Genomic DNA, 12,050 nt, shown 5'->3' on the forward strand with positions numbered 1-12,050 from the left:
GGCCCGATCCGTCCCCAACCCATCGAGTTGTCCACCATGAGCCAGTCCTGGCGGCAGCAGGCCGCATGCCGAGGACTCGATCCGAACATCTTCTACCCGGCGATCGACGAAGAAGCCGATGCCGATCCGGCCAAGGCGGTGTGCGCGGTGTGTCCGATCCGCCAGGCCTGCCTCGAACACGCGCTCAGCCGGCGCGAGCGCGACGGCGTCTGGGGCGGTGCCACCGAGAAGGAACGTCGTCGCATCATCCGTCAGCGCCGCCGCACCGCCTGATCCCCGCCAGGGTGACGACATGAGCCGTCCGACCCTCGAGGAGCTCGGCGGATGGCCAGCGGTGTTGGGGCCGCTGTCCACCGGAGCTCACCTCACCGCCGACCAAGCCCACGCCACCCTTCGGGAGATCCTCGCCGGCAACGCCAGCGATGCCCGCATCGCCGCGTTCATCGTGGCGTTGCGGCTCAAGGGCGAGACGGTCGAGGAGGTCAGCGGCATGGTGGATGCGATGCTCGACGCCTCCGAGCCCCTCGATCTCCCGCCGGGTGCGGTCGACATCGTCGGCACCGGGGGTTCGCCGACCCGGCGCATCCATGCGCTCAACGTGTCGACGATGGCGGCGATCGTCACATCGGCCGCCGGTGTCCCGGTCTGCAAGCACGGCAACCGCAAAGCCTCCTCCACGTCGGGTTCGTTCGACCTCCTCGACGAACTGGGCATCGCCATCGACCTCGACGGGGCGGCGGTGGCCCAGTGCGTCCGCGACGCGGGCATCGGGTTCGCCTTCGCCCGGGCGTTCCATCCAGCCATGCGCTTCGCCGGGCCGGTGCGCGCCGAGCTCGGCATCCCCACGGTGTTCAACCTCCTCGGTCCGCTGTCACACCCCGGCGGCATCACCCGCCAGGTGATCGGGGTCGGCGACCACCGGGTCATCGACCTCGTGGCCGGGGTGCTGGCCGCACGTGGGGCTGAGCGTGCGCTGGTGGTGCACGGATCCGACGGTCTCGACGAGATCACCCTCACCGGGCCGACCACCATCCACGAGGTCCGCGACGGCGACGTCCGGGTGTGGGACCTGGATCCGGCGACGGTCGGCCTCGCGGTCCGGCCAGCCGACGAGCTTCGCGGTGGCGACCCCGCCGCGAACGCGGAGCTGGCGCGCAGGATGCTGGCCGGCGAACACGGCCCGGTGCGTGACATCGTCGTGCTCAACGCGGCCGCGGGGTTGTGGGTCGGTGGTGCGGTGGACGACATCGCTGCCGGCGTGGCCGCGGCCGCGGTCGCGATCGACGACGGCCGTGCCGCGGCGACCCTCGAGCGGGTGGTGCAGGTGTCGGGCGCCGCTGCAGGCTAGCGGTGGCGAGAGGTCGCCGAGAGCGTGGTGCCGGCGGGTCGGAATCGGGGGAGCGGTGCGGGCAGCTCGGTCGCGGTGGTGTCGCCGCCGACGATGCGGATCCGCGCCGTGTTGGCGTCGAGCCAGCGTGCGACCGCCAGAAGCTCGTCGATCTCGTCGCGCCCCGGAACCGTCTGGGGGTCATCGAGCTGGGCCGGGGGCGGTGCATCCTCGAACCCTGGGAGCGGGTCTGGAGGTGGTGGACCGTTCCACGCTGCGAGGAAGCGCCCGTCGCGAAGGGCCACGCCCCCGTCGCCCAGTTCGACCAGCAGGTGCCCCGTGGAGCGGAGCTGCTCCACGCTGCGCCGACGCTCGAGGGCGCCGGCCAAGGCGGCGGCGCGGTCACGCATGTCGGCAGCCTCCTCGTAGCGCTCGGCTCGGGCCAGATCGTGCATCTTGGCCGCGAGCGGGTCCAGCAGCAGCGCCGGTTCGGAGGTGATGCCCGCGACCACGCGGTCGACCAGCGGCGCGTACTCGGACTCGGAGACCGCTCCGGCGCAGGGACAGGTGGCGACGCCGAGCTGCGCCGCGGCGCACGGAGCCGGGCGCGGGCTGGCTCCGGGCCGGGCGGTGCAGCGGCGGAGGGGCACCGCCGTCTCGATGGCCTCGGCCACCTGGCGGGCCACCGCGGTCGAGCTGAGCGGGCCGAGGTAGACCGCTGCGTCGTCACGCACCTGCTTGGTGATGGACAGGCGGGGGAAGCGTTCGGTGGTGAGTTTGAGGTAGGTGTAGCGCTTCCACCGCTTGAGCTGGGAGTTGAAGCGGGGCTGGTGCTCCTGGATGAGGCGGACCTCGCGCACGGCGGCCTCGAGGTCGTTGACGCAGCGCCGGTGGTCGATGCGGTGGGTCTCGCGAAGCATCTGGGGAACCTTGCGCCGCTGGTCACCGGAGAAGTACGAGCGGACCCGCTGGCGCAGGTTGGATGCCTTGCCGACGTAGAGGACCTGCCCGTTGACGTCGCGAAACAGGTAGACGCCCGGAGCCCGGGGCAGCGAGTCGGTGAGGGCCAGCTTGGCCACCTGTGGGTGCCCGGCCAGCTTGGGGAGCGACAACAGGTCGTCGAGGCCGGTGACGCCGAGGCGCCCCACCCGCTCGAGCAGCATGTGCAACAGGTCGCCGGTTGCCAAGGCGTCGTCGAGCGCCCGGTGGCTCGGGCGATGGGGGAGCCGCAAGCGTTCGGCGAGGGTGCCGAGACGACAGTTCGGGACCTCGTCGCGGAGCAGCCGGCGAGCAAGCGCCACGGTGTCGACCCGCCGATTCGACAGCCGGGCGCGCCCGGCTCGGGTGAGCGCGGCATCGAGGAACCCGGTGTCGAATCCCACGTTGTGGCCGACCAGCACGGCATCGCCGATGAACTCGAGCAGCGCGGGCAGGACCGCCTCGATGCGCGGGGCCGGGACGACCATGGAGGTGGTGATGCCGGTGAGCACCGTGATCTCGGGAGGAACCGCCATCCCGGGGTTCACCAGGGTCTGGAAGGTGCCGACGCACTCGCCGCCGCGCAGCTTCACCGCCCCGATCTCGGTGATGCCACAGGTGCTCGGTGAGCCACCGGTCGTCTCGAGGTCGATCACACAGAAGGTGACCTCGTGCAGGGGCTGGCCGAGGTCGTCGAAGGAGCGTTGGGTGCTCGGGGCCGGGGTCGGGCGGGCCATCGCCATGGTGTAGTCGAACACCCGTTCGCATGCAACTTCCGAGTTGCGGCCGCGCCCCCTTCGGGCGAGACTTGCCAGGTGGGTGGATCGAGGCGTGCCGCATCGTCCGGAGCCCGAACCCTGTGCCACGACGGGAGGGCGGAGTCATGAACGAGCAACGGGACACCCGCCCGAGCTTCGAGGCGGCGGTCCATCTCGAACCCTCGGCGGCTCGGGTCGTCGTGCGGGGCGAGATCGACATCGCGACCGCCGAGCGGTTCGAGCAACGGGTGCTCGAAGCCATCGACGCGGGTGGTCCGGTGGTGATCGACCTGTCCGGCACGAGCTTTCTCGACTCGACCGGCCTCAGCGCCATCGTGCGGCTGGTCGGTCGCCTGGACGCCGGCGGCGATGCCGAGGCGGCGCCGCTGGTCATCGAGGCGCCGACCGTTCCGGTGGCCAAGTCCCTTCAGATCAGCGGGATCGACCGGCTGGTCTCCATCCGGGACGCGCCCACGGGCGGCTGACCACTGGGCCGTGCGACCTCGTCGCAGATCGCACAGTACCCTCGGCTCACGTGAGCACGACCAGATACCGATGCACAGCCTGTGGCAACCTCACCCGGTTCGATGTCACCACGACCCGCCGCACCCGGGCGTTCCACCACTTCACCGTGGGCGGTGAGCTCCAGGTCGAGGACGAGGAGGTGCTCCTCGAGGACATCGAAGAGGTCTCGTGCCGGTGGTGCAGCTCCGGCGGCTCGGTGGAAGAGGTGGCCGGTCCCGCGACCTGATCGACCGGGCATATCCATCATGGCTGTCACACCCCCTGCGTACGGTGCAGTGGTGACACCACTCATCATCGATTGCGACCAGTGCGCCCACCAGCACACCTCGACCTGTGACGACTGCGTCGTCACCTTCATCTGCTCCTCCGACGCCTCCGAGACGGTGGTGGTCGACGCCACCGAACGGCTCGCGCTGCGCCGGCTCAACCAGGCGGGGCTCGTGCCCGACCTGCGCCACGCGCCACGGTCCGGCTGACACGGCGCCGCGCCCACGCTTGCCCGACGTCACCGACGACGGCGACGATGGCGCGGTGCCTGTCGCCCGTTCGCCCGTCGACTCCGATCACATCCTCGGTATCGGGCGGGCGGCCGGGCTCGACGCGGTCGGCATCGCGTCGGCGGAGCCGTTCGACCTCGCCCGCGACGAGATCGAGCGGCGCCGTGCTGCGGGACTGCACGCGGGGATGGCCTTCACCTTCCGCAACCCGGCACGCTCCACCGATCCGAGCCGGACCCTGCCCTCGGCGGCGGCACTGGTCGTCGGTGCGCTCAGCTATGCCGAACCCGGCTCCGCACCCGTTCCCGGCAGAGGGCCCGTGGGCCGGGTCGCCAAGTACTCCTGGACCGACCACTACGCCCGGCTGCGGGAGGCGCTCGGCGTCGTGGCCGATGAGCTGAAGGGTGCTGGCTGGCGTGGGATCGTTCTCGCCGACGACAACGCGCTGGTGGACCGCGCCGCCGCCCATCGCGCCGGCATCGGCTGGCTCGGCAAGAACGCCAACCTCCTCCTGCCCGGTCAGGGCTCGTGGTTCGTGCTCGGCGCCGTGCTCACCGACGCTCCGCTCGATCCTGTGGACGAGCCGGTCCCCGACGGGTGCGGGTCCTGCACCCAGTGTCTGGAGGGATGCCCGACCGGGGCGATCATCGAACCGGGTGTGGTCGATGCCAGACGGTGCCTGGCCTGGTTGGTGCAGGCCCCCGGTTCGTTTCCCCACGAGCATCGTGAGGCTCTGGGGGACCGCATCTACGGTTGTGACGACTGCCAGGACGTGTGTCCGCCGAACCGGCGGGTCCTGCGTCAGATCGCCGGTTCGACCACCGACCAAGCCGGCGACATCGAGGGGTGGGTCCCGCTGCTCGAGATGCTCGCCAGCAGCGACGACGAGCTGCTCGAGCGCCACGGTCGTTGGTACATTCCCCAACGCGATCCCGCGTACCTGCGGCGCAACGCGCTGCTCGCGCTGGCCAACGTCGCCGATCCCGACGCCGCTTCGGTGCGCGACGCGGTGGCCGGTGCGCTGGTGCACCACGATGCCCTCGTGCGATCGCACGCGGTGTGGGCGGCGCGGCGCCTCGGCTATGACGAGCTGACATCGGCCCTCGCCGACGATCCCGATCCCTCGGTTCAAGACGAACTGGCCGCCCCCGCTCCCACCCCACGAAGGACCCTGTGAAGCACCTGCTCGTCACCAACGACTTCCCACCCAAGGTCGGCGGCATCCAGGGCTATCTGTGGGAGCTCTGGCGTCGCCTGCCTCCCGACTCGTTCACCGTGCTCACCACTCCGCATCCCGAGGCTGCCACGTGGGACGCCGAGCAGCGGTTCGCGGTGGAACGGACCCGCCAACCGGTGCTGTTGCCGACGCCAGGGCTACGCGACGAGATCGACCGGCTCGCCGAGCGCACGGGAGCCGAACTGGTGGTGCTCGACCCCGCCCTGCCACTGGGCGCCCTCGGCCCGTCGTTGAGACGTCCATACGCGATCGTGCTCCACGGTGCGGAGGTCACCGTTCCCGGTCGGCTCCCCGGGTCTCGCGCGCTCCTCGGCCGGGTCCTTCGCGGCGCCGACCGGGTGATCGCCGCCGGCGGGTACCCCCTCGCCGAGGGCGAGCACGCGGCCGGCAGGACGCTCCCCGGCGTGGTCGTTCCTCCGGGTGTCGACGTCGACCGGTTCCGACCGCTCGGCCCCCAAGAGCGGGCGGCCGCCCGTTCGCGGCTCGGCCTTCCCCCAGACTCCACCATCGTGCTCGGGCTCAGCCGTCTCGTGCCCCGCAAAGGGTTCGACGTGCTCATCGAAGCTGCCGGCTCTCTCGCAGCCCGCCACCGGTCCCTCCTCGTCGCCATCGCGGGGTCGGGCCGCGACCGTCCCCGCCTGGAGCGCCTCGCCCGGCGCTGCGGGGCACCGGTGCAGTTCCTGGGTCGGGTTCCCGACGACTCGGTCCCGGCGCTCTACGCCAGCGCCGACGTGTTCGCCATGCTCTGCCGCAACCGATGGGCGGGTCTCGAACAAGAGGGGTTCGGCATCGTCTTCCTCGAGGCCGCGGCGGCTGGTGTCGCCACCATCGCCGGTCGCAGCGGTGGGGCAGGCGAAGCGGTGGCCCACGGCCAGACCGGGCTGGTCGTCGACCGGCCCACCGACCCCGCTTCGGTGGCCAGCGCCATCGACGTGCTGCTCGCCGACCCCGACCGCCGGCAGCAGATGGGCCAGCGGGCACGTCGACGGGTGGTGGCCGACTTCACCTACACGGGCCTGGCCGCCCGCCTCGGATCCGCGCTCGGGGTCGACTCGTGATCGCCGGTGGCGCGCCGGGTCGGGCCTCGTGGGCCGGCACCGGTGCGCTGACGGTGGCCAGCATGCTCGGAGTGGTGGCGATCGACACCTTCGCCCCCTTGGTGGTGTGGCTGTCGGTCGGCCTGTTCGCCATCGGGTGTGTGCTGTTCTTCGTTGCCTACTCCATCGCGGTCGGCCGGAGCCGGACCGAGGCCATCGGCGTGGGCGGTGTCTACTTCCTGGCCGGAAGCGCACCCCGTCGGGTCCGGCGGTCCCTCATGGGCTCACTCGTCGCCCAGTGCCTGATTGCGGTGGCGGTGATCGTCCTGGCCCCGTTCACCTCGTTGGTCATGGTCTCCATGGCGCCGATGTTCGGGGTGGGCTGTGCCGGGCTGTGGGGAGCCCGTCACGGCACGTTCCCACCGCGGCGTGCTCGGAGCGGCGCGTCACCCGACGAGACGTCGTGATCGGGGTGCCGTGATGACGACGGGGGTCCCGATCGGCCAGAATGCAGCGACACGTCCCACACTCTCAGCCATGGGAGGCTGGAATCGATGCCCGAGCAGGCCACCGAACGGACCGTGATCGCCGCACCGCTCGAACGGTGCTACGAGGTCGCGGCCGACGTCGAGCGGTACCCGGAGTGGGCCAACGACGTCAAGGAGGCCAGGGTGCTCGAGCGCGACGACCAGGGACGCCCGCTCGAGGTCGCGTTCCGCACTGCGGCGATGGGCCGCAGCACCAACTACACCCTGCGCTACGACTACGACCAGGCCCCGAAGCGGCTGTCGTGGCGGCTGGTCAGCGGTGATCTCACCCGTGTGCTCGACGGCAGCTACGAGTTCTCGCCCCATCCCGACGATCCCGGCAGCACCGAGGTCGCCTATACGCTCAACGTCGATCTGGTGGTCCCACTACCCGGTTTCGTCAAGCGTCGGGCCGAGACCAAGATCCTCCGGACCGCCCTCCCCGAGCTGAAGGCACGCGTCGAGGCGATCACCACCTCCTGATAGGCGGCTCCCGCACCTCATCTTCTGGCCCTGGCGGCCGATCTGGCAACCGACCATGCGCATTCTCCGACTTGACCTCGATACGGGTGACGAGCTCGACCTCCACCCCTATGTGACCGTCCTCGGCGGTCTCGACCCCGGTGCTCAGAGCCGGATCATCGAGTCGTTCTCGCGGATCGCGCGCGGCGACGTCGAGGGTCTCAGCGGACTGGTCGAAGCCCACGGCATGTTGGTCGAGATCGACCCGGTGCGCGTGGCCAGCCTCGAGCTCCCTTCCGATGCCGATGTGGTGGTCGAGGCCGAGCAGCTCCCTGGTGCGACCCTGCTGGCGGATGCCGACACCGAGTCCGACCGCGACCGCGAGATGCGCGGACAGATCACCTCGGTCGAAGGCGACCTCGCCCGGATCGACGACGAGATCCACCGGGTCGCCGACCAGCTCGACCACCGGACCGTCGAGCTCGACGAGGCACGGCGAGAACTCGACGAGTTCGCCGTCACGGCCCACGAAGCGGCGCTGCGCGCCGTCGACGAAGCCGAGTCCCTCGCCCGGCAGCGCGCCCACGGGGAGCACGACCACCCGCCTGCGGTCCCGCCGGAGCCCTCACCCGACGCACAGCATCGAGAGCAGCTCGCATCCGAGCTGGCCGAGCGCCGCCGGCGTCACGACGACTTCGAGACCCTGCTCGACGAGGAACGACTCGGGTTGCTGCAGCTGCTCGAGCAGCTCGAGGCCGAACGCGCCACGCTCGACGAGTTGCGTGCCGAGTTGGCCGACGAAGCATCTGCGGTTGAACCGGCCGATCCGTCGCCGCCGCTGGAGCCGGAGTCGGAGTCGGAGCCTGCCGAGTCGCTGCCCGACCGCACTGCCATGGCCGAGGTCGAACAGGGGATCCGCGAGGTTCTGGCCGGACCACCCGAGGCAGAGATGGTGCCCTCGCTACCCGCGGCCGCCCTGGCCGACCAGGTGGCTGCACACCGGCAACGCCAGCGCGAGTTCGAGCGCGATCTGGCCGAACGCGGCCTCGATCCGGGTGCCGTGCGAGCCCGCCTCACCGAAGCCCGCAGCGCCGAAGCCGAAGCCGCCGAAGCCGCCGAGCCGCGCACCGTCCCGCCCGAGGACGATCGTGAGATCGAACGTCTCCACGACGAGGTGATCGAGAACGTCGACAAGCGAAACAGCCGCCGCCATGGCAGAGAGGCCACCCGCGTCTACGAAGCGGCCAGCACCAAGCTCGAGGTTCTCCTCGGCCGCTACGGGTTCCCCACCTACGCGTCCTACCTCATGGGTCGCACCATGCCCACCGTCGACGAGGGCGCCCATCAGCGCCACGACGAGGCACAACGGTTGGTGGCCCAGCTCGAGCGCGAGCTCGAGGAGGTCATCGCCGCCGTCGAGTCCGACCCGCACGCTCGGATGCTGCAAGCCGAGCGCGAGCAGCTCTGGTCGGCGGCCAAGGAGCTGTTGGGTGAACTACCCGAAGACGTCGAAGGGGCGCTTCGCCGGCTCCGGGTGCCCGGTCAGGTCGAGTTCGATGCCCCCGACCGGTTGCGGGATCGTCTCCGCCGGCTCGGGGTCGACATCGCCAACGCCGCCACCTCCGCCTCGCTGGTCGAGCTCGCCGACCAGTGGCTCACCGATGCCAACGCCGCCCACGATCGTGCCGAGGCGCTGGCGAGCACTCCTGTCGACGACGGTCTCCCCCACGTTCGCCTGCCGGGTGGCTTCACCGCTTCGGAGACCAAGGGGCCGAACCAGGTCTCGTCGCCGCTCGAGCAGCGGGTCATCGAGCAGGAGGCCCTGGTCGAGAAGCTGTTGCAGCGCAGCATCGAGCTCGACGCCGAGCTCACCGACCGCGAGTCGGAGTCCGAGCACCTCGCCGCGGAGATCGCCTCCATCGAGGCCGACCTGGTCGGCCTCGACGAGGCGCACGCCAGCAGTCGGACCCTCGAGGCCGAGCGAGAGGCCGCCGCCACCTCCAGCGCGGAGGCTGCCCTCGACACCAGGATCAATTCCGATCCGGCCGTCGTCTCGGCTCGGGAGCAGGCTGCGCTGACCGAGGCGCGACTGCAGCGCCACCACGGCGCCGTCGAGCGTGTCGATCGGCTCCACGCCGCCATCGGGGAGCTACGCCGATCCGAACGCGCGCTCACCGCCGAACGCGACTCGCTTCGGGGTGATCTCGAAGCCATGCGGGCAGAATCCAGCCGCCTCGGCGGTGCCGGAGCTCCCTTGCCCGCCGTCGAGTGGCAGCTGACCGAGGAGGGCGTCGGCCCCATCGAGTGGTACCTCCTCGGCCGGGTGGCCTCGTTGCGCTCGGTGTCGCCCGCCGGCTCGGTACCGCTCGTGCTGAACGACGCGTTCAGGGGTCTGCCCTCGAGCGAGGTCGAGAGCCTGTGCGATGCGCTGGCCCGCATCGGCGAGACGGTGCAGGTGATCTATCTCGGCGACGAGCTGGCCGTCACCGATTGGGCCCAACGCCAGGGTCTCGACCACGCTGCAGTGGTTCGTCCCGGCCAGCCTGCGATGTGATGGGAGGCTGACTGGGCGGTTCTGTCTACGATGCGAGCACACCACCCAGGAGGCACCGTGACTGCGATCACCGACGATCTCGTTCGGGAACTGGCCCAGTTCGACGCACAGGGCGCGGCAGTCGTCAGCTGCTACCTGAACGTCGACGGCCGGGCCCGGGTCCGACCCGTCGACTACGAGCAGGATCTTGATCGCCTCGTTCGGCGGCTCCGATCCGACGGCCAGCTGATCCCCGAGGTCGCCGACGATGTCGACCGCATCATCTCCCACGTGCACAACGGCTTCGACCGCTCGAGCGTGCGCGGTCTCGCACTGTTCTCGTGCTCGGCAGCTGGGCTGTGGAAGGTGATCGACCTGCCGGTGCCGGTCCACAACCGGCTCACGGTGGGCCCGGTGCCTGCGGTGGCGCAACTCGAATCGGTGGTCGAGCAGCTCCAGCCCATCGGGATGCTGCTGGTCGACCGCCAACGCACCCGGGTCCTGGTGTTCGACGGAGGCGAGCTCGTCGAGCGGTCCGAAGCACTCGATGAGCTGCCGCGCGACTACGACGAGCGAGGCCACGCCGCCCGTGGCGATGTGAGCGGCCACGTCGACGAGCTGGCCCACCAGCACCTGCGTGATGCAGCACGGATCGCCTTCGAGGTCTTCCGGACCCACGGCGTGGACCGGGTGACGCTGGGTGGTGCGGCCGAAGCGGTCAGCGACATCGAGCAGCACCTGCATCCGTACCTGCGTGAATGCCTCGTCGACCCATCTGGTCTCGGCGTGTCCGCCTCCGACGACGAGATCCGCGTGGCGATGCTCGACATCGAGGCCCGCACCGAGCGGGCCGTCGAAGCCGAGGCGGTGGCCCGGTTGCGCGACGCCGTCGGCGCGAACGGCAAGGGTGTTCTGGGGTTGGTCGACACCCTTCGCGTCCTGTCCGAGCGCCGCATCGAGCTCCTGTTGGTGTCCGAGGGCTTCGAGGAGTCGGGGTGGCGGTGCCCCAAGTGCGAGGTCCTCGCCACGGTGGGTCCCCGCTGTGCGATGTGCGATTCGGAGATGGATCACCTCGATGACGTGGTGTCCGAGGCGGTCCAACAGGTGATGCACCAGTCGGGTCGGGTCGAGGTGTGCGTGGAGAATCCCGACCTCGATGTCCTGGGCCGCATCGGCGCCTTGCTCCGGTACTGAGAGCCCCCGGGTGGCAGCGATATCGGTCGGGGTCGACCTCGGGGGAACCAAGGTCTTCGGCGTCGCCGTCGACCCGGAGTCGGCACAGGTCGTGGCCACGCGACGGACCTCGACCCCGAGCAGCGGAGCGGAGATCGTCTCCTCGATCGTCCAGATGGTCGAGGAGCTCGCGGGCGAGGCCCAGCGACCGTTGGGATCGGTGGGGATCGGCGCCGCGGGCCTCGTCGATGCCCGAGGAGTGCTGCGCTTCGCTCCCAACCTTCCCGGCGTCGTTGATCTGGACCTCGCAGGTGCGGTCGGGTCACGTGTCGAGGCACCGGTCGCGGTCGACAACGACGCCACCTGCTCCGCGGTGGCCGAGCACCGTACCGGGGCCGCGCGAGGGACGGCGAACGCCATCGTGGTCGCCCTCGGCACGGGCATCGGGGGCGCACTGATCATGGACGGCGAGGTGCGCCGCGGTGCCAACCACATGGCCGGCGAGTTCGGCCACCTCCTCGTCGACCCGGATGGGCCCCCGTGCGGCTGCGGGAACCGCGGGTGTTGGGAGCAGTACGCCTCGGGCAGCGCGCTCGGTCGACTCGGCCGGGACGCGGCGTCATCAGGACGGGCTCCCTCACTGCTCGACCGGGCCGAAGGGCGCCTCGACGAGATCGACGGTCTGGCCGTCACGGCCGCCGCCGTCGCCGGTGACCAGGCCGCAGTGGCCGTGCTCGACGACTTCGCCAGATGGGTCGCGGTCGGGCTCGCCGGATTGGTGAACATCGTCGATCCCGAGCTGGTGGTCATGGGGGGTGGCCTGGTCCGAGCCGGCGACCTCTTGTTGGATCCGGTCCGCACCCACCTCGACGACCTGGTGATGGGTGCTGCGTACCGGCCGGCGGTACCGGTGGCGCCCGCCACCGCGGGCGATGCCGCCGCGGCGGTGGGCGCGGCGTTGTTGTTCGCCGCTTGACGGTGCTGCAGGGATGAAAC

Annotated in this window: 13 protein-coding genes; 12 read left to right on the top strand and 1 reads right to left on the bottom strand. The window is 70.8% G+C overall.

The features are described 5' to 3' along the window. The first annotated feature begins 36 nt into the window (after window positions 1-36). Both U5K29_00890 and trpD read left to right on the top strand, forming a co-directional pair. Window positions 37-273 carry a WhiB family transcriptional regulator gene (locus U5K29_00890; GenBank protein MDZ7677087.1) on the top strand — a complete coding sequence of 79 codons (237 nt, stop codon included), beginning with the start codon at window positions 37-39 and terminating at the stop codon, window positions 271-273. A 19-nt stretch (window positions 274-292) separates the two neighbouring features. Then, window positions 293-1,348: an anthranilate phosphoribosyltransferase gene (gene trpD / locus U5K29_00895; GenBank protein ID MDZ7677088.1), complete on the top strand. Its 1,056-nt coding sequence runs from the start codon at window positions 293-295 to the stop codon at window positions 1,346-1,348. Here trpD and U5K29_00900 read toward each other — a convergent pair. Beyond that, complete coding sequence (locus U5K29_00900) at window positions 1,345-3,063, bottom strand: DEDD exonuclease domain-containing protein (GenBank protein MDZ7677089.1); 1,719 nt, start codon at window positions 3,061-3,063, stop codon at window positions 1,345-1,347. The genes trpD and U5K29_00900 overlap by 4 nt on opposite strands. A 125-nt stretch (window positions 3,064-3,188) precedes the next feature. Here U5K29_00900 and U5K29_00905 point away from each other — a divergent pair, with 125 nt between their 5' ends. The 10 genes from U5K29_00905 (at window position 3,189) to U5K29_00950 (ending at window position 12,030) form a co-directional block, all read left to right on the top strand. Next, the gene (locus U5K29_00905; protein ID MDZ7677090.1) at window positions 3,189-3,548 is read left to right on the top strand and encodes an STAS domain-containing protein; all 360 of its coding nucleotides are present in this window, start codon (window positions 3,189-3,191) and stop codon (window positions 3,546-3,548) included. A gap of 50 nt (window positions 3,549-3,598) precedes the next feature. After that, window positions 3,599-3,814: a hypothetical protein gene (locus tag U5K29_00910; GenBank protein ID MDZ7677091.1), complete on the top strand. Its 216-nt coding sequence runs from the start codon at window positions 3,599-3,601 to the stop codon at window positions 3,812-3,814. Window positions 3,815-3,866: 52 nt separating this feature from the next. Continuing rightward, window positions 3,867-4,064, top strand: a complete 198-nt coding sequence (locus tag U5K29_00915) for a hypothetical protein (GenBank protein ID MDZ7677092.1) — start codon at window positions 3,867-3,869, stop codon at window positions 4,062-4,064. 19 nt (window positions 4,065-4,083) lie between these two features. After that, window positions 4,084-5,262, top strand: coding sequence for a tRNA epoxyqueuosine(34) reductase QueG (queG, locus tag U5K29_00920; protein MDZ7677093.1), 1,179 nt, complete (start codon window positions 4,084-4,086; stop codon window positions 5,260-5,262). Beyond that, window positions 5,259-6,380 (top strand): glycosyltransferase family 4 protein, encoded by a 1,122-nt coding sequence (locus U5K29_00925; protein ID MDZ7677094.1) that lies wholly within the window; start codon window positions 5,259-5,261, stop codon window positions 6,378-6,380. Before queG ends, U5K29_00925 begins: the two co-directional genes overlap by 4 nt. Further along, window positions 6,377-6,826 (top strand): hypothetical protein, encoded by a 450-nt coding sequence (locus U5K29_00930; protein MDZ7677095.1) that lies wholly within the window; start codon window positions 6,377-6,379, stop codon window positions 6,824-6,826. Before U5K29_00925 ends, U5K29_00930 begins: the two co-directional genes overlap by 4 nt. Before the next feature lie 87 nt (window positions 6,827-6,913). After that, complete coding sequence (locus U5K29_00935) at window positions 6,914-7,369, top strand: SRPBCC family protein (GenBank protein ID MDZ7677096.1); 456 nt, start codon at window positions 6,914-6,916, stop codon at window positions 7,367-7,369. 55 nt (window positions 7,370-7,424) lie between these two features. Continuing rightward, entirely contained in the window at window positions 7,425-9,902 is a 2,478-nt protein-coding gene (locus U5K29_00940; protein MDZ7677097.1) for a hypothetical protein, read from the top strand. Between the two features lie 57 nt (window positions 9,903-9,959). Further along, complete coding sequence (locus U5K29_00945; GenBank protein MDZ7677098.1) at window positions 9,960-11,075, top strand: hypothetical protein; 1,116 nt, start codon at window positions 9,960-9,962, stop codon at window positions 11,073-11,075. 10 nt (window positions 11,076-11,085) lie between these two features. Continuing rightward, the gene (locus tag U5K29_00950; protein ID MDZ7677099.1) at window positions 11,086-12,030 is read left to right on the top strand and encodes an ROK family protein; all 945 of its coding nucleotides are present in this window, start codon (window positions 11,086-11,088) and stop codon (window positions 12,028-12,030) included. Window positions 12,031-12,050 lie beyond the last annotated feature (20 nt).

Source organism: Acidimicrobiales bacterium (genome assembly GCA_034521975.1).
Lineage (GTDB): Bacteria > Actinomycetota > Acidimicrobiia > Acidimicrobiales > SKKL01 > SKKL01.

Excerpts from the sequence above, each read along its gene's own strand:
- U5K29_00890 (MDZ7677087.1), top strand. The coding sequence starts at position 37 with ATGAGCCAGTCCTGGCGGCAGCAGGCCGCATGCCGAGGACTCGATCCG.
- U5K29_00935 (MDZ7677096.1), top strand. The coding sequence starts at position 6,914 with ATGCCCGAGCAGGCCACCGAACGGACCGTGATCGCCGCACCGCTCGAA.
- trpD (MDZ7677088.1), top strand. The coding sequence starts at position 293 with ATGAGCCGTCCGACCCTCGAGGAGCTCGGCGGATGGCCAGCGGTGTTG.
- U5K29_00940 (MDZ7677097.1), top strand. The coding sequence starts at position 7,425 with ATGCGCATTCTCCGACTTGACCTCGATACGGGTGACGAGCTCGACCTC.
- U5K29_00905 (MDZ7677090.1), top strand. The coding sequence starts at position 3,189 with ATGAACGAGCAACGGGACACCCGCCCGAGCTTCGAGGCGGCGGTCCAT.